General features: G+C 73.5%; 14 protein-coding genes. 7 read left to right on the top strand and 7 right to left on the bottom strand.

The genetic code is table 11. From position 1 onward, the window contains the following. Positions 1 to 6: 6 nt before the first annotated feature. From WME96_RS18495 to WME96_RS18475, 5 genes are all read right to left on the bottom strand, one after another. Positions 7 to 1,716, bottom strand: coding sequence for a hypothetical protein (locus WME96_RS18495; RefSeq protein WP_437291435.1), 1,710 nt, complete (start codon positions 1,714 to 1,716; stop codon positions 7 to 9). A gap of 188 nt (positions 1,717 to 1,904) precedes the next feature. Further along, complete coding sequence (locus WME96_RS18490; protein WP_437291434.1) at positions 1,905 to 6,059, bottom strand: hypothetical protein; 4,155 nt, start codon at positions 6,057 to 6,059, stop codon at positions 1,905 to 1,907. 104 nt (positions 6,060 to 6,163) lie between these two features. Next, a complete protein-coding gene (locus WME96_RS18485; RefSeq protein WP_437291433.1) occupies positions 6,164 to 7,132 on the bottom strand; it encodes a hypothetical protein in 969 nt (322 codons plus the stop codon). 189 nt (positions 7,133 to 7,321) lie between these two features. After that, positions 7,322 to 8,872: a methyltransferase domain-containing protein gene (locus WME96_RS18480; RefSeq protein ID WP_437291432.1), complete on the bottom strand. Its 1,551-nt coding sequence runs from the start codon at positions 8,870 to 8,872 to the stop codon at positions 7,322 to 7,324. Between the two features lie 6 nt (positions 8,873 to 8,878). Next, positions 8,879 to 9,529, bottom strand: a complete 651-nt coding sequence (locus WME96_RS18475) for a transaldolase family protein (protein ID WP_437291431.1) — start codon at positions 9,527 to 9,529, stop codon at positions 8,879 to 8,881. Between the two features lie 231 nt (positions 9,530 to 9,760). Between WME96_RS18475 and WME96_RS18470 the strand changes: the two genes are divergently transcribed. Continuing rightward, on the top strand, positions 9,761 to 11,299 hold the full coding sequence (locus WME96_RS18470) for an ATP-binding protein (protein WP_437291430.1): 1,539 nt from the start codon (positions 9,761 to 9,763) through the stop codon (positions 11,297 to 11,299). Between the two features lie 55 nt (positions 11,300 to 11,354). Here WME96_RS18470 and WME96_RS18465 read toward each other — a convergent pair whose 3' ends face one another. Beyond that, entirely contained in the window at positions 11,355 to 12,875 is a 1,521-nt protein-coding gene (locus WME96_RS18465) for a sigma-54-dependent transcriptional regulator (RefSeq protein ID WP_437291429.1), read from the bottom strand. A 119-nt stretch (positions 12,876 to 12,994) separates the two neighbouring features. Here WME96_RS18465 and WME96_RS18460 point away from each other — a divergent pair, with 119 nt between their 5' ends. From WME96_RS18460 to greA, 3 genes are all read left to right on the top strand, one after another. After that, positions 12,995 to 13,846 (top strand): outer membrane protein assembly factor BamD, encoded by an 852-nt coding sequence (locus tag WME96_RS18460; RefSeq protein WP_437291428.1) that lies wholly within the window; start codon positions 12,995 to 12,997, stop codon positions 13,844 to 13,846. After that, positions 13,843 to 14,157: a hypothetical protein gene (locus WME96_RS18455; RefSeq protein ID WP_437291427.1), complete on the top strand. Its 315-nt coding sequence runs from the start codon at positions 13,843 to 13,845 to the stop codon at positions 14,155 to 14,157. Before WME96_RS18460 ends, WME96_RS18455 begins: the two co-directional genes overlap by 4 nt. Before the next feature lie 96 nt (positions 14,158 to 14,253). Beyond that, on the top strand, positions 14,254 to 14,733 hold the full coding sequence (gene greA / locus WME96_RS18450; RefSeq protein ID WP_433936819.1) for a transcription elongation factor GreA: 480 nt from the start codon (positions 14,254 to 14,256) through the stop codon (positions 14,731 to 14,733). A 55-nt stretch (positions 14,734 to 14,788) separates the two neighbouring features. Here the strand turns inward: greA and WME96_RS18445 are convergent, their stop codons facing one another. Next, the gene (locus WME96_RS18445; protein ID WP_437291426.1) at positions 14,789 to 15,040 is read right to left on the bottom strand and encodes a hypothetical protein; all 252 of its coding nucleotides are present in this window, start codon (positions 15,038 to 15,040) and stop codon (positions 14,789 to 14,791) included. Between WME96_RS18445 and WME96_RS18440 the strand changes: the two genes are divergently transcribed. The 3 genes from WME96_RS18440 to WME96_RS18430 are packed head-to-tail and all read left to right on the top strand — an operon-like array spanning position 15,039 to position 20,860. Continuing rightward, entirely contained in the window at positions 15,039 to 18,275 is a 3,237-nt protein-coding gene (locus WME96_RS18440; RefSeq protein WP_437291425.1) for a sulfatase-like hydrolase/transferase, read from the top strand. The genes WME96_RS18445 and WME96_RS18440 overlap by 2 nt on opposite strands. Positions 18,276 to 18,306: 31 nt before the next feature. Then, positions 18,307 to 19,602: a hypothetical protein gene (locus tag WME96_RS18435; protein WP_437291424.1), complete on the top strand. Its 1,296-nt coding sequence runs from the start codon at positions 18,307 to 18,309 to the stop codon at positions 19,600 to 19,602. Then, a complete protein-coding gene (locus WME96_RS18430; protein ID WP_437291423.1) occupies positions 19,589 to 20,860 on the top strand; it encodes an outer membrane protein assembly factor BamB family protein in 1,272 nt (423 codons plus the stop codon). The genes WME96_RS18435 and WME96_RS18430 overlap by 14 nt, the downstream gene beginning before the upstream one ends. The last annotated feature ends 226 nt before the right edge of the window (positions 20,861 to 21,086 follow it).

Below are 21,086 nucleotides of genomic sequence, written 5' to 3'. Positions count from 1 at the left end.
CGCGGCTCACTGCTGCGGGCAGCTCTGGTTCGCGCCGAAGTCCCAGCACGCGCCGCTCACGCCCGGCGCGCCGTTGCTCGTGGCGGGGCCTTCGCGGCCCACGGCGCCGCCCGCGCCGGCCGTGCCTTCCACGACGCTCAGCGCCGGAGCCTGGGTCGGCGTGACCGCATAGGCGATGCCCACCGCGTGGCCGCCTCGGCCGCCGCCGCCGGGGCCGCCGTCGCCGCCCGTTCCGCCCATGCCTCCTGCGCAACCCTGAATCGAGCCGGACACCTGGACACGTGCCCCGCCGTTGGCACCCATGCCGCCCAACCCACCAGGGCTTCCATCCCCGCCCGTGCCCCCGTTGCCCGCCTTGCCCACGGCGACGGTCACGTCGGTCAGCACCAGGCTGGTCCCGAGGCTGAGGATCCCGATGCTCGACCCCCCGGCCTTGCCGCCGGTCCCCGCCTTGCCGCCGCAGCCGCCGGCCCCGCCGCCGCCGCCGCTGGCGCCCACGCCGTCGGCGAAGGTGCCCCCTCCGGCCGCACAGAACTGTCCTGCCTTGGCGCCGCCGCCGCCGCCGCCGCCCTGACCTCGCACCCCGCCCATGCCGCTCGTGCCGTTGCCTCCGGCGGGACCCGCAAGCGTCAGCGTGGTCCCCATGCCGGGGTCACCGGAGTCGCCGCGTGCCCCGGGCGCGCCGTCCTTTCCGCGCGCGCAGTTGGCCTGCGCGACCGCCTGTCCGGCGCCGCCGAGGCCGTTCCCGTCGGGGTTCTCTGTCGGAAGGGGTGCTCCGTCCTGGCCCTTTTGGCCGTTGCCGCCGTCCGTCGCGGGCATGCCGCCGAGCCCGCCGACGCCGCCGCTCGTCTCGCCATCCTCGCATGTCGTCGCGCCCGGCAGACCGCCGTAGACCGTTCCGACGCACGCGTTCGAGACGTCATCCGGCGCGCGCGCCCCGTCCGACCCCGCCGTCGGCGTTTCGCCTCTCGCGCCGTCCATCCCGTTGCCCGCGACCACGGCGACGCTCGAGAGCTCCGCGTCGATCTCGTCGACCGCCACGCCGATCGACGACCCGCCCGCGACCGTCGCGTCGGCCGCGACGATCTTGAAGCTCCGCAGCTTCGCGCCGCTCGCGCCCTTCGTCAGCGTGAGCGCCGCCTTGTTCGCGTCGCCCTCGATGATGCTCTGCGCCTCCGCGCTCCACGTCCAGTCCGCGTCGCAGTCGAAGCCGCCGATCACCTCGGCCGCCACGCCGACCGTCACGCTCCCCTTGAACTCACCGCTCGAGCACGCCAGCACCCGCTTGCCGTTCGCGTTCTCGATCGCATCCGCGAGCGACCCGTACGGCCTCGCCTTCGTCCCGTCGCCTCCGGCCGCGCCCGCGCGCGCGAACACCGCGCACTGGTCCCTCACCGCGCTCGGATCCTGGGTCGGATCCACGTCGCAGGTGGGGTCGGGTTGGGTGGTGCCCCCACCCCCGCCGGTCCCGTCGGGGGTGCAGTACCTGGCGTCGTCCTCGCATCGCTCGGAGTAGGACAGCGGCCAGCATCCGGCGAGGTGCAGCGCCGCGACGGCCGACGCGGCGGGGACCACGCACGAGGTGAACAGGATGCCGATCTTCCGTCGCGACGGGGCGCGCCGCGTCTGCGCGTCGCCCTCGTTCAGCGCCCCGGCGGAGCCGGGAGGGGATGCGTTGCCCACCGCCTTGCTGCTCGTTCGTCCCGTCGATTTCATGGTCCCAAGCCTTTCCTGTGACGCTTCGCTCCACCTGCAGACCGCTGCAGAAGCCGCGCGCCCGGCGCGCCGCCCGAGCATAGTCAGCCGATCGATCGCCCGATCAAGGGCGATCCACCGGCCGCACGGTTCGGGCGGGATTCGGCGCGCGGCGTCCCGCGTCGCACGCGCGCCTGTCCGGCGCTCGCTCAGGGGGCGACGAACGCCACGTCGCCCTTGGTGGTCTGCCCGCCGACGCGCCACCAGTTCGCGATGAGCAGCCGCCCGTTCACCTCGACGATCCGCGAGAAGGCGCCCGCGAACCCCTGCTGCTCGATCGCCCGCACGAACCAGCTATGGCCGTCGCCGCTCTTCGTCCCGATCGCGAGCCGCAGCGTACCGCTCGTCGCGTCCTGGTAGCTGATCCGCACCTCCCCGGACGGCGTCACGAACACGTTCGCGTCGTCGCCGACGAGGTGCTGCCCGTCCTCGAAGGGGACCCCCTCGATCCCGAGCCCGTCGTCCGCCACCTCGGCCGCCTCGACGTCGGTGCCGCCCTTCACCCGCGCGTACCGCAGCCCCTCCGAGCGGCCATCGGCGTACGCGAGGTGCCAGTCCCCCGCGCGATCGATGAACAGCGAGGTCCCCATGCCCACGTCGCCCGTGTCGGTCGCCCCGTCCGGCGTCGCCCCGTCCACGATCTGGGTCCGCCATTCCCCCATCGCCCTCGACGCGATCACCACGTTGCCGTGGATGCGATCGTAGAACGCGAGCCCGAACCCGCCCGCGGCGTCCGGCGCCATGGCGATGTAGTCGCCGATCGCGTCGGGGTACGTGTCCGTCCGGCTCCCGTCGGAGACCACGGCGCACACCGGCGAGCCGCCCTCGTCGATGCACGCCTGCCCCGAGGCGCACGCCGGCTCGCAGTCGCTGCCCGCGAGGGGCTTCTCGCAGCGCCCGGTGGTCCGGATGCACTTCATCCCCCCGCCGCAGAGGAACTCGCGGCACGGCGTCGCCTCGTCCGTGGCGACGTCCTCGAACCGCCACGCGCCCTCCTGCGGCGTGGCGCTCTCTCCGGTCGCGAGCCGCACGCTCGACGTGACCGCGCCGTCCTCGCCCGGCTCCATGGCCAGGTAGGCGATGACGGGCAGCCCCTTCACGAAGAGGAGCTTCGCGTAGCGACCGATGTCGCTGTTCGCCGCCTGCTGCACCGAGCTCACGACCCACGCGTCGCCCCGCTTCTGCGCGAACTTGAGCCCGCGGTTCGTGCGGTCGTAGTACGCGACGGCCGGCTCGCCGTCCGGGCCCACCGCGATAGAGGTCCAGAGGCCGACGTCCTCGCCGGGGTCGACCTGGCCCCCGCGGAACCCGTTCACGTCGAACCGGGTCGGGTCGACCTCGGGCTCCGTGGGCACCCCGTCGATCGCCTCCCACGCGACCGCCTCGCCGTCCCATGTTCCGACGACGAGGTCGCCCCACTGGAAGGCGTTGTGCCAGTCGGCCTCCGCGTAGCCCGCGACCCAGACCGTGCGCTTGTCGGGCGCGACCGCGACCGACGTGTAGGCCCCGATCAGGCCGTGCTGCAGCGTCATGCAGTCCGGCGCGACGCACTCCTGCCTCTCGACGGCCGGCTCGTCGCTGCACGAGCAGCCGGCGTGCGAGCCGAGGAGCGCGGTCACGGCGACGCCAGCGAGCGCGCCCCGCACGGCATGCGCTTGTCGCGCGCGGCGCGCGCGTCGTCCAGCGTCGCGCGGGGTCGCCTCGCGCGGGGCGCCGCCGCGCCGCGCGAGCCGCACGATCGCGGCGGCGGCCGCGAGGCCGAGCCAGAGGCCGCCTGACGGCCCCTGGCTGGGGCCGCCGGCCACGACGCAGCCGCAGCCCGCCGGATCGATGGGCATGCGACCGCGGAGGATCGGTTGCCGCGCCGTGCCGACGTTGCCCTCCTCGTCCACGGCCTCGACCTCGATGTCGACGGCGTCGCCGACGTCGACCGTCCGCATCTCCGCCGCCGTCGCCCACCGCGACCACGCCCCGCCGTCGATCCGCACGCGCACCTTCGCGCGGTCCGCGTCCGAGACCATGTCGCGCACCTCGAGCGGCACGTGGCCGTCCACCGCCGCGCCCACCGAGATGACCGGCGGCTCGACGTCGACCACCATCTCCACGGTCGCCGGCGTGGGATCGAGCGACAGCGGGTCGCCCGCGATCCGGGACCGCACCGAGATCACGTGGCGCCCCGGGAGCCGCAGCCAGTCGTCGCGCAGATCGACGATGCGCTCGCGCGTGAACGGGCGCCACACGCCGCTGTCGACCCGGTACGAGTACTCGACCACCCGGGTGCCGTCGTCGAGCGGCGAGCTCATCACGAGCCGCGCCGTGGGCCCGTTGTCGCGCGTCATCGTCGGCAGGCGGAGCCCCTCGGCCCGCACCTCCTTGCGGCTCAGCTCGGCCCCCGTCTCGCTCTTCATCGCGCGCTGCTGCGCCGGCATGCCGAACGCCGCGAAGATGCCGAGGTAATTGTCCTGTCCCTTCGTGAGCTTCCGCAGGCCGGGGGAGCCGGCGCCGTCGGTCGACTCGGGCACGACCAGCGAGAGCCCGAGCCCCGAGAGCGGCCCGTTGAGGTCGATCGCCGGCAGGCCGCCGCCGATGAGCTGGCCCACCTGGCTGCTGAGGAGCCCGCCCAGCGCGTCCGCGATCGACTCCGGATTTTCCCGGAGCAGCCCATTGTTGGTCACCTTGCCGTTCGTGACCGTCAGCTCCTCGATCACCGGCGTGAGCCCCTCGGGGGTGACCGTCAGGTTCATGGGCACGTCGACGTCGAACGTCGCCGTCATGAACCGGATGAACCGGTCGAGCGACCACATGTAGAAATCGAAGCTCGCCTGCTCGAGCTGGATGCGGATCAGCGGGTCGTCGCTGGCGCTCGTGCCGTTCCCGAACGTCACCCGGGGCGGCGTCTGCGGGCGGACGACGAGCGCGACCTGCTGCGACTCGCGCTGCAGCGCGAGGTCCTTGGCCGACGACGCCAGGAGCCCCAGCGTGCCGGAGTTGAGGAGAGGCACCGTCTCCGTGGAGATCCCGAGACAGAGGAATCCACTGTTGTATAGACCGTTCAAGGCATAATTCGCGAAGCGCTCTGAGATCGCGAGACCGATGTGTGGGCCGGGAAGACCGGCGGGCCAGCCGGAGACGGTGTTGGCGACGAGCTCATCAGGAATCGGGATCCCCGCCGGCAGCGGCAGGTCCGACAGCGACACACACTTCGAGATCGGCACCGGCTCGGCGCCGCCGTAGAGGCCGAGGGTGAGGCCGTTGCCCACGGGGTTGAGGTCGCCCCAGGTGAGATCGGAGCCGTCGTCTCGCTCGCTCGTGCCGCCGCCGGCGAGCAGGAGATCGAACCCGCCCTGCGTGCCGGGGGAGATCCCGGCGAGCAGCCGGCCGAGGTCGAGGTGGCCCTCGACGCCGAGGAGGATCGAGGCGCACTCGTCGGTCGCCTGCGTGCCGTAGCGGCAGACGCCGCCGATGTTGTTCGTGCCGTCGGGGCAGGCCGGGTCCAGCGTCGGATCCGCCTTCAGACAGAGCTGCTGGTCGAGCTGGGCCTTCAGCGTGTCGGACATCGATCCCATGAAGCTCGTGATGATCGGCTTCACGAAATCCAGGGCATCACCGACCCACGTGCCGCCGCAGTCGAGGTGCAGGCTCGACTCGAGCTGATCTTCGTCGATCGAGAGCCGAACGACCTTGACCCGCGAGTAGCCCTGCCGCGAGTGCTGCGGGTTGACGTCGATCTCGACCGAGAGCTCGACCTCGACATCGATGTTCGTGAAGGTCTGCTCGGCGGGCGGGCATGCGTCGTTGCCGTTGAGGGTGACGTACTGGGTGCTCTCGCCGAGGATGCCGCCGTCCAGGAAGATGGGCAGGCTCTGCATTCGTACGGGCAGGGGCCCCCCGATGACCAGGTTGTGCGGCGCCTTGGGCTGGATCTGCAGCGCCGCGCGCCCCACGTCGATCTCGGCCGTGCATGTCGGCGGCGTCGACGCGGGATCGGCCCCGCCGGGACAGAGCGTGTAATCGATGATGCCGCCGAGAACGGAGCCCGGGGTCCGGGGGACGGAGAACGTGATCACGCCGCTCTCCCCGCCGCCGAGCAGCGCGCGCCCGAGGACACCCAGGTTCTGCTCGAGGAACTCGATGCCCGACTGCGTGAGCCGGGCCGCGCCGGCGTTCTCGATGCGGTCCGCGGGCTTGAAGCCGGCGGGGAGGGGGGTCATTCCGCAGCCGGCGCACCCGCCGCCCGAAGCGGCGCATCCGGCGATGACAAGGAGGACAAGGATGGAGGAGAAATGCTTGATGACGCGGGGCATAAGGAACCCTCCGAAGAGCACGACCCGCAGCGCCGAGCCCGCTGGGCGCGGACGTCAGGACGCCACGACGGATCGTACGCTCCCCGGAGAGCCCCCCGCAAGCGCTACTGTGGACAGAGACCGGTGATCTTGACGGCGCTCGCGGCGTACTCGGCGCCGAGCGCATAGGCGTCTGCGCAGTCGTCCGTCGCAGCCGAGTTTGTCGCGCTGCACCAGTCGCCCTTCAGCACGATCTGGTCGTTCTCGTCGCGCTTGCAGGTATTGGGCTCCCCACCGGTTCCGTATTCTCCGATATCGCCCGAGAGCACGACACAGAGGCTCTGGTTGACCTCGGGGACGATCACCCGGTCGACCTCCTCCAGCGTGATGTAGGCGGAGAGCTTGCCGCCGTTGATGAACGCGGGCGGGTCGCCGTCCTGGCCCGGGAGGCAAGCGTTGAGCGGGTCGAGCCCCTCGCTGTTGCGCCGCCCGATGCAGTTGTTGTCCGCCGACACCTTCGCGTCGGTGAGCTTCACCTGGTGCAGGGGCAGGATGATCGGATCCGGGCTCGTCTCCAGGAAGATCGGGACATTGAGCGTCTCGGCCTCCCCGCTCCAGGCGCCGTCGGTCAGGGGCGCGTCGATCTCGGTCGGGGCGATCTCGAACTCGCCGGCGGTCATGTTGGCGAAGCAGTAGCCCGCCAGCGGGTCCTCCGTGGGCAGCGCCCCGCCCGTGCGCAGCTTGCCGGTCATCGTGTCGAACTCGAGGAGCCAGGAGAAGGTCCCCGTGCCGTTCAGGTAACACAGGGGCAAATTCATCGTTAACCCCTGGGCGACGAGCCGGGCGATATAGCCGGTCGCGAGCACGTCGGGCTTCGTGATCGTGAGCTGCGCCATGCGCATGCCGAACCTGGTCGAGCCCTGGTTGTCGTGGACGGCGATGCAGTCCGACGCGACAGCCGTGCAGACCGGGTGGCGCAGCGTGCAGTCACCGCTGGGCCCGCCGCCGGTGCCCCCGGGCGAGTTCGAGCTCGTCCCACCAGGATCGTCGCCCCCGCAGCCCGCCATCGCGGCCGCGCCCGTCAGCGCGGACACACCTAGTACGTAAACGACCTTCAGAAACCGCATCTCTTGCCTCCTCCGGAGTTGAAAGCTGCGGAGTATAGGCGACCGCATTGCGATGACCACGCGGGAGCGGCGACGGCGCACCGCGTCGCCATCGCTTCATCGCGGTGACGCTTCGAGGCATCGGCGTCGCGTCGCGAGCGGCGAGCGCCGCGCGGCCTAGCGGCGCTCGTAGCGGTCGCCGAGGCGGTCGCCCACGGGGAGCGCGCGCAGGAGGCGAATCATGGTCCACACCGTGCCGGCCAGCTTGCGCAGCTTCGAGGTGCCCACGCGCTCGTTGTAGTCGATGGGCATCTCCACCACGCGATAGCCGCATTTGGCCGGAAAGAGCAGCGTGTCGATGGGCAGCGCGTCGCCCTCGCCGTCGAAATCGAACGCGCGAATCACCGAGCAGCGGTAGGCGCGCATGCCGCTGTGGACGTCCGAGGTAGGGATGCCGTGCATCGCGTGCGCCATGGCCGCAAAGGCGCGGTTGGCGAGGTAGTTCGGGACCGGCATGGCCGCGGGCCGCGTGCGGGTGCGCGCGCAGTTCACCACGTCGGCGCCCTCCTCCTCGACGAGCCGCCGGAGCACCGGGATGTTCTCGGCGGGGTAGGTGAAGTCGCAGTCGAGGTAGATGAGCAGCTCGCTCCGGGCGGCGGCGCTGTACATGAGGAGCTCCATCGCCGGGCCGTGCCCGCGCGGCGGGACCTGCCGGAGCACGCGCGCCCCGAGGCCGGCCGCGATCTCCGGGGTCCTGTCCCGCGTGGAGCTGTCGACGCAGAGGATCTCCGCGTCGGGCGCGACCCTCCTGATCTCGCCGATCATGGCGCCGACGCTCTCCTCTTCATCCATCGTGAGCATGCCGACGGTGAGCCGCATCCGGCGGGGGCGCGGCGGCTTCCTGGCGACGATCACGTGCTGGAACGCGAGGAGCCCGGGCGCGCGGTCGGCGACGACGTCCTCCAGCGGGCGGACGAGCGCCTGGTAGGCCTTGTAGGGCAGCGAGCTGGCGAGATCGGTGGGGTCCTCGCCCGCGCCCATGCCGCGCAGGATGAGGCCCTTGGCCGCGCGCACGAGCATCGGGTTCTGCTCGACGCGGAGCACCTCGAGCCCGGCGCGCTCGACGAGCCCGATCGCCGATGCGCGCGTGAAGAAGCGCAGGTGCGAGTCGTCCAGGATGCCGCTCGGCTCGTAGTCGAAGCGCCCGGCGAGCAGGCCGAGGCGCACCGGCCAGGCCGCGACATTGGGGAGCGAGACGATGACGTGGCCGTCCTCCTCGAGGTGCGGCAGGAAGCGGCAGAGCACGGCGAGCGGGTCGGCCGTGTGCTCGAGGACGTCGGCGAACAGGAGCAGATCGAAGCGCCGATCGCCGAGCGCCTCGCGCACGGCGGCGTCGCTCGTGATGTCCGCAGCGAGGACCTCGTCGAGCACCGCGCCGGCGCGCGCCCGCGACCCGGGCGCGATCTCGATCCCGGTCACGCGCGCGCCCGTGCGCTTGACGGCGGCGCCGTTGAGCCCGATCCCGCACCCCACGTCGAGCACCGTCCGCGGCCTGCCGGCGGCCGCGACGAGGGCCCGGTTCACCTCCTCGACCGCGTACTTGCGGGCGGCGGCGTCGTCGGGCGCGGCGGGGCGGGGCGCGCTGGGGGCCGGGTCGTCCTCGCCTTCGGGAGGGCGCGGCCCTCGAGATTCCCCTTCGTTTCGCGCGCGGCCGGGCTCGGCGTTCACGCGCGGCTACTTAGCACGCTTCTCCCAGGCGGCGTTGAATTCGCGGATCGTCTCCTCGGTCTTCGGGTTGTGCAGCATCTTCCGCAGGATGGCGGGCGGCACGGTCACGATGTGCGCGCCGGCGTCGAGCGCCTCGTTCACGTCCATCAGGTGGCGGATCGAGCCGACGATGATCTCGGCGCGCAGCCGCTCGCGCTCGAGCCGCGCGCGCGTTCGCTCGATGACGGGGGTCGCGGCGTAGCCCATGTCGCGGATGCGCCCGCTGAAGATCGAGACGTACGCGCCGCCGGCGAGCGCCGCGAGGTACGCCTGGTTGAAGCTCATCACGCACGTGACGTTGGTGCGCACGCCGCGCGTCGCGAGCGCGTGCGTCACCTTGAGGCCGACGTCGCTGAACGGCACCTTGATGCAGATCCGATCGGGCGCCCACGCGTGGTAGGCGCGCGCCTCCTCGAGCATCGCCGCCTCGGTCTCGCTCGTGAGCTCGACCGACACCGGGCCGGCCGACGCCGAGAGCACCTCGCGGATGCGCCGCTCGAGGTCGACGCAGCCGGCGTCGCGCGAGAGGATGAGGGGGTTCGTGGTCACGCCGGCGAGCACGCCCCAGGAGAACATCTCGCCGATCTCGGCCGGGTCGGAGCTGTCGAGGAAGAACATGGATCGCGCTCCTCGGGGCTCGCCCGAGCCCCGGCGGCGAGGGTCTAGGCCAGTTCGTCGAGACGGAGAAGGACAAAACCGCCCACGTTGCGCGGCGGCCCAGGCCGTTCGGCCCGCGGTGTTGCGCCGTCGCGGGCGTGAACGGCGTTGCAGGCGAGGGGAGTCCGCGCTTCAGTTCTGGTTGTCGGGGTTTACCTTCCGACTGAACGGCCTTGCACGGACGGCGCGTCGATGAACAGCGGACGAACGTCGAGAGACCCGGTGGAGCACAGCCCCTTGATCGCGGTCGGCTCGCCTGCCGGGCTCTATGTCGCCTCGCTCGACGGCCGCCTCGTCGACTGCAACGAGGCGCTCGCCCGGCTGCTCGGCTACGGCTCGCGCGAGGAGGCGCTCGCGGCAGCCGACCTGGTCGTCGGCGGGTGCGTGGCGGGCGCGAAGCCGACGTCGACCGGCGCCATCGAGAGCTGCCTCACGCGCCGCGACGGCTCGGCGGTCCGCGTGATGCGGACCGAGGCGCTCACCGAGGCGGGCGGGGAGCGGCTCGTGGTCGGGACCATCGTCGATCTCTCGACATCGCGCAGCAGCGAGGACCGCCGGCGCGAGCTCTCGGAGGAGCTCCGCCAGGCGCAGAAGATGGAGGCGGTGGGGCGGCTAGCGGGCGGAATCGCCCATGATTACAATAACTTGCTCGCGATCATCCTGAACTACACGAGCCTCGTGATGGAGGAGCTCGACGAGCAGAGCCCGGTCCAGAAGGACCTCGCCGAGATCAAGCGCGCCGCGCAGCGGGCGGCGTCGCTGACGCGGCAGCTCCTCATGGTGAGCCGGCGGGGGCTCGCCCAGCCGGTCGTGCTCGACCTGCGGGACGTGGTGCGGGGGATGGACGGCGCGCTCCGCGCCGCGGTCGGCGGCGCGGTCGACGTCGCGATCGCGCTCGGCCCCTCGGGCTGCCGGGTGCTGGCGGACGCGGGGCAGCTCGAGCAGGTGGTGATGAACCTCGCGCTCAACGCGCGCGACGCGATGGAGGAGGGCGGCAAGCTGTCGATCGAGGCGCGCGCGGTGCGCGTCGGCGCCGCGGGGAGCCTGCACGACGCGCACCCGGCGCTCCCGCCCGGCAGGTACGCGCGCCTCGTCGTGCGCGACACCGGCAGCGGGATGAGCGACGACGTGCGGACGCGCGCCTTCGAGCCGTTCTTCACGACGAAGCCGCGGGGGAAGGGGACGGGCCTCGGGCTCGCCACCGTGTACGGGATCGTCAAGCAGTGGCGCGGCCACATCGAGCTCGCGTCGCAGCCCGGGCAGGGCACGCGCGTCGAGATCTACCTGCCGCTCGCGGCGGCGCGGCCGGCGGCCTCGCGGCGCGGGCGCGCGGCCCGGGCGGCGCCGGGCCGGGGCGAGGGCGGGACGGTGCTCGTCACCGACGACGAGGACGCGGTGGTCACGCTCGCGAGCCGGATCCTCGCGCAGGGCGGCTACACGACGCTGACGGCGCGCGGGCCGCGCGAGGCGCTGCGCGTCTGCGAGGCGCAGCGCGGGCGCATCGACCTCCTGCTGACCGACGTGCTGATGCCCGAGATGTCGGGCTGCGAGCTCGCCGAGCGCCTCGCGAAGCTCAGGCCGGACATGAGGGTGCTCTTCATGTCCGGCTACACGGGCGACGCGCTCGACGGCCCGCGCGCCGCCCGGCCTGGCGCCCCGCTGCTGGCGAAGCCGTTCACGGCCGAGTCGCTCCTCCGCGCCGTCCGCAAGGCGCTCGAGGGCGCCGCGTAGGCCGAGCGCCGGCCTCGCGGGCGGGGCCGCGCGCACGGTTCCCCCCCGCGCGGCGCTACGGCGCCTCGCCGCGCTGGATGCCGTACGCGCGGATCTTCTTGTGCAGGTTCGTGCGCTCGACGCCGAGCACCACGGCCGCGCGCGAGATGTTCCAGTCGAGGCTGGCCAGCACCTCGACGATGTACCGGCGCTCGGCGCGGTCGCGGAACTCGCGCAGCGTGAGGCGAGGGCGCTCCGGCTCGTGGCGGGCCGCGCCCGCGGGCGGCTCGGCCGCGCCGGGCGGCGGCGGCGCGATCGATCCCTCCCCGGCGGTCCCCTGCGCGTCGTCCTCGAACGGGTTCTCGTGCGGATCTTCCGGGAGATCGGCGATGGTGACGATGTCGCTCGAGAGGATCGCCGCCCGCTCGATCACGTTCTTCAGCTCGCGGACGTTGCCCGGCCAGCTCCGGCGCTCGAGCGCGGCGTACACCACCGGGTCGATCGCCTTCTGCTTGAGGCCGTTCTCGTTGCAGAACGCCGCCATGAACGCGTCGGCGAGCGCGCGCAGGTCCTCCATGCGGTCGCGCAGCGCGGGGCTCTTGATCGGGAACACCGCGAGGCGGAAGAAGAGGTCCTCGCGGAAGCGGAGCGCGGCGACCTCGCGCGACAGGTCCTTGTTCGTCGCGGCGAGCACGCGGACGTCGACGTGCCGGCTGTGCTCGCTGCCCACGCGGCAGATCTCGCCCGACTGGAGCGCGCGCAGCACCTTGGCCTGCGCGGCGAGGTCCATGTCGCCGATCTCGTCGAGGAACAGCGTGCCGCCGTGGGCCTGCTCGAAGAAGCCCCGCTTCGGCCCGCTCGCCCCGGTGAACGCCCCGCGCTCGTGCCCGAAGAGCTCGCTCTCGATGAGCTCGCGCGGGATCGCGGCGCAGTTCACCCGGACGAACGGGCCCCGCGCCCGCGGCGACAGCCGGTGGATGGCGCGGCTGATGAGCTCCTTGCCCGTGCCGCTCTCGCCCGTGATGAGCACGCTCGCCTTCGTGGGCGCGACGCGATCGATCTCCTTGAACAGCCGCTGCATCGCGGGGCTCTGGCCGATCATCTCGTAGCGCGACTGCACCTGCGCCTTCAGGTCCTCGACCTCGCGCGCGAGCCGCGAGTTCTGCAGCGCGTTCTTGACCCCCACGAGGACGCGCTCGCGGTTGAGCGGCTTCTCGAAGAAGTCGCTGGCGCCGAGCTTGATCGCCTTCACGGCGTCGTTGACGGTCGCGTGGCCGCTGATGACGATCACCGGCAGCTCGCGCGTGGCGTCGTCCTGGCGGACGCGCTGGAGCAGATCGAGGCCGTTCATGCCGGGCAGGAGCAGGTCGACCAGGGCGAGGTCGACGGGGCTGTCGCCGTGCGCGAGGAGCTCCAGCGCCGCCTCGGCGCTCGGGGCCTCGGCGACCTGGTACCCCTCGCCCTGAAGGACGAGCCCGAGGGTGCGGCGGATGTTGCGCTCGTCGTCGACCACGAGGACCGTGGGCGCGGCGGCGCCGCCCGGGTGCAGCGTCGGGGGCGGGGCCGCTGGAGGAGACGCCGGAGAGGAAGCGGGCATGGCGTCGACCATACCCCAGCTCCGCCGCGCGCCACGACGCGGGAGCAAAGCGCCCACGGCCGGGCTCCGCGGCGGAAGCCCTGGCGCGCCGGCGCCGGATTGGGTACGAGGCGTGCTCGATGAGACCCTCCGCCGCTGTCCTCGCCCTCGCCGGGTGCCTCGCTGCCCTGGGCGGGCTCGTGGGCTGCGACTTCGAACTGAACGACGGCCGCACCGCCACCCTCACGTACACCGAGGACGCGCGCGGCGCGTACAACGAGGCGATGGCCGCCTTCCAGGCGAAGGACTGGGAGGACGCGCGCGCCCTCTTCACCGAGCTGAAGCGGCGCTTCGCCTACAGCCGCTACGCGCGGCTCGCCGATCTCCGGATCGCCGACCTCGAGTTCGAGCAGGGGAAGTACCCCGAGGCGATCTCGGCGTACCGCGCGTTCATCCAGGAGCACCGGACGGATCGGAACGTCGAGTACGCGAAATACAGGATGGCGAAGGCGCTCTTCCTGGACATCGACGACACGGTGTTCCTGCCGCCGGCCGAGGAGCGCGATCAGGCGACCACGATCGAGGCGCACAAGGAGATCCGGACGTTCCTCCGGCAGTTCCCGCGCAGCCGTTATCGCGAGGACGCGGCCTACATGCTCGAGGTCGTGACGGGGCGGCTCGTGCGCCACGAGCTCTACGTGGCGCGCTATTACCTCAAGGAGGACGCCTTCGACGCGGCCCTCGCGCGGATCGACTACGCGCTGAAGACGTTCCCGGGCTCCGGGCTCGACCCGGAGGCGCTCGTGCTCAAGGGCGAGACGCTCCTCAAGATGAAGAAGCGCGACGAGGCGCGCGCGGTGTTCGAGTCGGTCATCCGGGACTGGGGCGGGCCGTTCGCCGTGACCGCGCGCCGGTTCCTCGACGAGATGGGCGCCGGCCGCGCGCCCGCCAAGGCGGCGTCGGCCCCCGCGCGCTCGAGGCTGCGGCTGTGACGGAGGCCGCCGGTCGGCCGTCCTCCGGCGCTCGCTACGTGCTGGAGCAGACCGACGCCGGAGGCGCGCCGGGCGAGTTCGTCTACCGCGGCCTCGTGCGGCTCCCGGACGCGGACGTCCCGGTCGAGGTGCGCATCGCCGAGGCGACCGGCGCGGCCACGGCGACGGTGGACGCCGCGGCCGTGCCGGCGGGCGGGCCGCGCCCCGAGGACCTCTCCCGGACCGCGGCGGCCCTCGTCCGGAGCGCGACGAAGTCCGCGGACGCCCACGCGCGGCGGCCGCCGCGGAAGATCGTGCGCTGGCGGGGGTAGGGGGGCCTGGCGGCCGGCGCCGGCCGCGTCGTTCCGCGTCCGCGCGGCCTGGCACCATCGTCTCCCGGCCGGGAGCCATGCTAAAAGCGTCCCACCATGTCCTCCGAGAAAGTACCGATGACGCCCGAGGGGCAAGCGCGGCTCCGTGAAGAGATGCGACGGCTGAAAGAGGTCGACCTCCCGCAGGTCGTCAAGGACATCGGAACAGCCCGCGAGCACGGAGATCTCTCCGAGAACGCCGAGTACCACGCCGCCAAGGAGCGGCAGGGCATGATCGTGGCACGCATCAGCTACCTCGAGCAGACGCTCTCGCGCGCCGAGGTGATCGATCCGTCGAAGCTGAGCGGCAGCAAGGTCCAGTTCGGCGCCAAGGTCAAGCTCGCGAACGTGGACACCGACGAGGAGCAGAGCTTCCAGATCGTCGGGCCCGAGGAGGCCGATCTCAAGGTCGGTCGCATCTCCGTCGCCTCCCCGCTCGCGCGCGCGCTGCTGGGGCACGAGGTCGGCGAGGAGGTCCGGGTGATGATGCCGGCCGGGCCGCGCACCTACGAGATCCTCGAAGTCACCTTCGCATGACCGCTCGCAACGGGGCCGCTCCGATGCGCCCGCGGGGCCATGGGGGCGCCGGCCGTCACCCGGGGGGGCCCGTGCCCTCCGGGCGAGGCGCCCTGAGCAGCCGGCCTGACGCGACGGCCGCCGCGGAGGCGCTCGCGGGCGCCTCCGTCCAGGGCGCGCCGGGGCACCGCGCCCCGGCGGCGCCGCGCCCGCAGGCTGGGCCGTCGCGGCCCTCCACGCCGGCGCCGGCGCCGAGCCGCGCCACCTTCCCGAGCGGGAACTCCGAGGCCCCGCCGCGGAAGCTGGAGACCGAGATCGGGTGGCGCATGGCGGACGCTTACCTCGCGCTCGCGGCGCTAGCGCTCGCCGAGCTCGTGGTCGTCGGCGCCCTGCGGTGGCGAGAGCTCGTCGGGCCCTACGAGCTCAGCCGCGCCGCGCGCGATCTCCTGCCGCTCGCGCTCGCCGCCGCGGCGCCGTGCGCCGCCCTCCTCGGCGCCGTGCTCGAGATCGTCATGCGCGCCGAGCGCACGGGGTTCCGCGCCGTGGCCGCGCTGCTCGCCGGGGCCTTCGGCGGCGCGGTGGGCTTCGGCGTCTCGGCCGGCCGCATGTTCGAGGGGGGCCGGCGGGCGCCGTTCGTCGCGGCGCTGGCGCTCGTCGCGGCCGGCGCGACCTTCGCGGCGGCGCCGCGCGTCGCCCGCGCCCTGAAGCGAGCGCGCGCCGTCGCCGCCGGCCGGTGGCTCCTCCTCGCGGCGATCTGCGCGGTCGTCCTGCTCGAGGTCGCGAACGCGCGCATCCTGCCGCGGCTCTACGCCGCCTTCCACCTCGGGCTCGCGGCGCTCACGCTCGCGGCGGCGACCTTCGCGACCCCGGCGCTGCCCGTGCGCGCGGCGCGCGACGGCGGTGAGCGTGAGCAACGTGAGCAGCGCGACCGGCGCTCGCCCAGGCTGGTGCGGGCGGCGCTCGCCCTCGTCCTGTTCGCGTTCGGCGCGGCGCTCGCGCCCGGCGCGGCGGACAGGCTCGCGCTCGCGGACAACATCCGGCTGATCTACGCGACCCACGGCCCGCTGCTCGGCCACGTGGTCGAGCTCGCCGCCGTGCTCTCGCCGCCCGAGCCGCTCGACGCCGCGCCGCTCGACGAGCGCGCGAGCGGGCACGCGATCGACCTGCGCGGGCGCGACATCGTGCTGATCAGCGTCGACGCCCTGCGCGCCGACCACGTGGGGGCGTACGGCTACAGCCGGAAGATCACGCCGAACCTCGACCGGCTCGCGGCCGAGGGCGCGCGCTTCGACGCCGCCTACACGCCGACGCCGCACACGTCGTACGCCGTGTCGTCCCTCATGACGGGCAAGTACATCCGCCCGCTCGTGCTGCAGGGGCTCGGGGAGGACTCCGAGACGTTCGCGCAGCACCTCCGCCGCTACGGCTACAAGACGGCGGGCTTCTACCCGCCGGCGGTGTTCTTCATCGACGGCGAGCGCTTCGGCGCGCTGCGCGACCGGGCGCTCGATTTCGAGTACCAGAAGATCGAGTTCGCGAGCGCGCAGCTCCGGGTGGAGCAGGTGCGGAGCTATCTCTCCGGGCTCGGGCCGGACGAGCGCGCGTTCCTCTGGGTGCACCTCTTCGAGCCGCACGAGCCGTACGAGGCGCACCCGGAGCACCCGCTCGGCGATCGCGACATCGACCGCTACGACGCCGAGATCGCCGTCGCGGACGCGGGCGTGGGCGCGATCGTGGACGAGATCCGCAAGCGCCGTCCGGACGCGGTCGTGATCGTCACGGCCGACCACGGCGAGGAGTTCGGCGAGCACGGCGGGCGCTACCACGGGACCACGGTCTACGAGGAGCAGGCGCGCGTCCCGCTCATCGTGAGCGCGCCCGGGCTGCTCTCGCCGCGCGCGGTGCAGGCGCCCGTGCAGCTCGTGGATCTCCTGCCGACGGTCCTCGCGGGGCTCGGCATCCCGCGGCCGGCGCGCGTGCGCGGCGCCGACCTCGGCCCGCTGCTCGCGGGCGGCGACGACGCGGCGGAGCAGGGCCAGGTGACGCCGCCGGGCGCGCCGCCCTCGCTCCCGGGCTTCGCTTTCGCCGAGACCGACACGCAGACGCTGCTCGCCAAGGGCACCCTGCGGCTCGTCTGCGCGCGCAAGATCGGCGCGTGCGCGCTCTACGACGTGGCGACCGATCCGCGCCAGGCGCAGGACATCTCCGCGCTGCGCCCCGCCGAGCTCGCGGCGATGCGGTCGGAGCTGCGCGCGGTCGAGGCGTCGCACGGGCGCTACGAGGTCCGCGGCCTCCGGAAGGAGGGCAAGGGCTGGCCTGACGCGCTCCGCCGCGGCATCGCCGGCGACGCCGACGCGGTGGTCGAGGTCGCGGCGCTGCTCGACGACGCGGACGTGGCGATCCGCCGCAAGGCGGGCGAGGTGCTGTTCGATCTGCGCCGCGCCGAGGCCGCCCCGTCGCTGCGGCTCGCGCTCGTGCGCGACGAGGACGACGAGGTGCGGCGCTGGGCCGCGCTCTCGCTCACGCGGCTCGGCGAGGGCGCGCCGCTCACGCGCGATCTCGTCGTCGATCCCGATCGCAAGTGGCGCCGCCTCGCGGCGCTCGCGCTGGCCGAGGCCGGCGATCGCCGCGGCGACGACGTGCTCGTGGCGTGGCTCCGGCAGGTGGTCCGGGGCGCGGAGCAGGACGGCGGCGCCCCCGATCCGGCCGAGGCGACGCCGTTCGAGCGGGCGCGCGAGATCGTCGAGGCGCTCGCGAAGATCCGGGTGAAGGCCGCGCTGCCGCCGCTCATCGCGGCGCTCGGCGACGTGCGGCTCCGCCCGCACGCCGCGGCCGCGCTCGCCGCGATCGGCGAGGACGCGGCGCGGCCGGCGCTCGCCGAGCGGCTGAGCCAGGAGCCGTACCAGACCGCGCGCGTCGCGATCGCCGAGGCCCTGGTGAAGCTCGGCGCCGGCCCGGAGCTCCGGGCGCCGCTCCTGCGCATGCTGGGCACGCCCGATCCGCTGCCCGGGGGGCTCGGCTTCGCGCTCCGGGCCGACATCCTCGACCTGCTCGGCGGGCCGCGCGAGCGCGACCTCGGCCGGCTGCGCCGCTTCGCGAAGAGCGGGGTGGGGCTCGGCGTGGTGATCCCGAAGGCCGGCAACGGCAAGGGCGTGCGCGTCCTCTGCCGCGCGCGGACCGACGACGGCCGCCCCGGCGAGGTGCGCTTCGGCAGCCCGAAGCGCGGCGCGCGCCCGCCGAAGCGGGACGGCGCGTCGATCGTCCCGGCCAGCGCGCCGGAGCTCGACGCGGACCGCGCGGTCACCCTCGTCGTCCCGCCGGGGAGCGAGCCGACCGAGGCGTTCGCGGCGCTGCCGCCCGCGACGGGCGCCCAGCCGGGCAGCTACGCCGATTTCGTGGTCTACGCGACCCAGAACGTCGAGGTCTTCGCGTGCGCGGTCGTCCCGCTGAGCGACGAGATCCCGCCCCCGCCGCCCGCGCCTTGGTCCCCCGGCGACGCGGGCGACGCCGGCGCCCCGCCGCGCTCCGGCGATGAAGCGCCCGCGGCTCACCGGCCAGATTGACGCCGCAGGCCGCGAGACTAGAGTCCGCCGCGTGTCGGACAAGGACCGAGAGAAGGCCGAAGAGAATCTCGCGCGGGGTGACGAGGGCGCTGCCGCGCGGAGCGATGGCGACGACGACGGGGCGGCGGAGGCGGCCCCGGCGCGGCCACCTCGCGGCGCTCCGGTGACGGACGCCGACGACGAGCGCGGCGATGACGCTGCCCAGCGCGTCGCCGAGGCGCTCGGCGTCGCCGACGAGGACGAGGCGCCCGCCGCGGCGGACGCGGCGGCCGGCGAGGAGGTCGAGGCCGCGCCGAACCGCGCTGCCCGCCGCCGCGAGGAGGCCGCCACGCGCCGTCGCAAGAAGAAGGCGACGGGCGAGGAGCTGCCCAAGGACAAGAACGCCCGCGCGAAGGAGCTGCTCGCGCGCCGCAGAGAGCAGGCCGCCGGGCGCCGCCCGGTCCAGCTCCTGCCGGGCGAGATGGTCGAGGACGCGCTCAGCCGCATGACCACGGGCGCCGGGCGGTGGATCAAGAAGAACTTCCACATCCTCCAGTGGGGCGCGCTGGCGGCGCTCGTCGCGACCGGCGGCGTGCTGTTCTACCTCTCGCGCGCCGACAAGAAGGACGCGGTGTCGTCGTCGGCGCTCGCGAGCGCGGTGGCCGCGGACCGCGGCAGGGTGCTCGCCGAGGACTCGCGCACCGACGAGGAGAAGGAGCTCGACGTCACGAGGACCTTCAAGACCTCTGACGAGCGGTCGGACACGGCGCTCGCCGCGTACAACAAGGTCATCGACGAGCACGGCGGCTCCGGGGCGGCGATCCTGGCGAAGCTCGGGCAGGCCGGCGTCTTGCTCGACAAGAAGGACTACGCGCACGCGCTCGAGGCGTACAGCGCGGTGGTCTCGTCGCCGCTCGCCGGGGCCGATCCCGACGTGAAGGGGCGCGCCATCGAGGGCATGGGCTTCGCGAAGGAAGGCAAGGGCGACCTGGACGGCGCGCTCGCGTCCTTCAAGGAGCTCGAGGCGATCGACATGCGGGGCTACAAGGAGCTCGCGCAGTACCACCAGGCGCGGATCCACCTGGCCAAGGGCGAGAGCGACAAGGCGAAGGAGCTGCTCAAGAGCGCGCACGAGAAGCTCCAGGCGCCGTCGACCGAGGGCCCCTCGTTCCAGTTCCTCGGGGCGGTCGTCGAGGAGATGCTGCGCAAGATCGATCCGGCCGCGGTGCCGCCCCGCGCCGCGTTCGGCGGCCCGAAGGGCCAGTCGATGACGCCGGAGGAGATCGAGCAGCTCATCCGCCGGGCGCGTGAGAACGCGGAGAAGAAGGCGGGCGATGCGCAGCACTAGCCGCGTCGCGGGCGTCGCGCTCCTCGGTCTGGGTCTCGCGTCGCTGGGCGGCTGCGGCAACCTGGGCGTCGCCGCGGCGCCGGACGCGCCGCTGTGGCTGCACCACCCGGGGAGCGCGCTCGGCATCACGATGCGCCGCGACCTCACCGCCGAGACGCGCAAGGTCGGCGAGGCGTACGAGCGTGGCCGCCCCGAGATCGACGTGGAGCACCGGCGCATCTTCGTCGGTTCGAGCGACCACGGCCTGTACGCGGTGCGCGCCGACACGAGCGACGTCCTCTGGCGCTTCGAGACGCTCGGCCCGGTGCAGAGCGAGCCGCACTACGACGCCGCGTCGGACACGGTCTACTTCGGCTCGAACGATGGCGCGCTCTACAAGGTGCGCGCCTCGGACGGCAAGCTGCTCTACCGCTTCATGACCAACGCCGAGGTCACGCGTCGGCCGGTGCTGCGCGACGGCGTGGTCTACGTGACGAACGCGAACGACACGCTGATCGCGCTCGACGCCGCGACGGGCGCGATGCGGTGGCACCAGCACCGGACGCCGGCGTTCGGGATGGAGATCTCCGGGTATGCCGGCCCGGCGCTCGGGCGGGACAAGGTCTACACCGCGTTCTCCGATGGGGTCGTGATGGCGTACGACCTCAAGAACGGGTCCGAGCAGTGGGCGCTCGTCGATCTGGCGGCCGAGGCCGAGCAGAGCGCGGGGGGGCAGACGCCGAAGTACCTCGACACGGACACCACGCCGGTCTTCGGCCGCATCGCCTCGGGCGACGTGGTCTTCGTGGCGGGCTACGCGGGCGGGGTCTTCGCGCTCGACGCCGAGAACGGGACCCGGGCCTGGGTGAACGAGGCGGCGGTCGGCGTGACCGAGCTCGTGCTGTGGCACCAGCCGGCGCACCAGCCTCGGAGCGGCGGCGGCCCGGTCGTGCCCGAGCGGAAGGTGCTCCTCGCGTCGTCCGGCATGACCGGCCTGTGGGCCATCGATCCCGAGGACGGCCGCACGATCTGGCGCCGGGAGCTGCCCGACGGTGGCATCTCGGCCCCGGTGCCGTTCGCTGGGGCGCTGCTGGTGACGACCACGCGGTACGGGATCTTCCTGTTCTCGCCGCTGGACGGGGCCGTGATCGACGGCATCGACACCGGCGGCGGCATCGCGATGACGCCGGCCGCCCATGGCCGGCGCGCGTTCGTCATGACCAACGGCGGCGCGCTGCTCAGCCTGGACGTCGAGACGCCGCCGGTTCCGAAGGGCTGAACGCGCGTTCCCTGGAGGGTGACGCTCTGAGGCCGGCGGGCTGAAGAGGGCGCGGGGGTGCGCCAGGAAGCCGGGGCAGAGGGCGCGTAACGGCGTTCGCATCGGCCACAGGCCGGGATGTGCGCCGTGAGAGCCTGGGAGGGCGGTCGCGGTGGGGGTCGTCGGGGTGCGCCGGATAGACCCGGGTTGCGGCGCGGAGGCTGACCCGGGTTCGCGCAGCGCCGGG

The sequence above is a fragment of the Sorangium sp. So ce406 genome (assembly GCF_051474675.1).
Taxonomy (GTDB): domain Bacteria; phylum Myxococcota_A; class Polyangia; order Polyangiales; family Polyangiaceae; genus Sorangium; species Sorangium cellulosum_G.
Note: the sequence above shows the minus strand (reverse complement) of the source record. Positions and strands in the feature narration are given on the sequence as shown.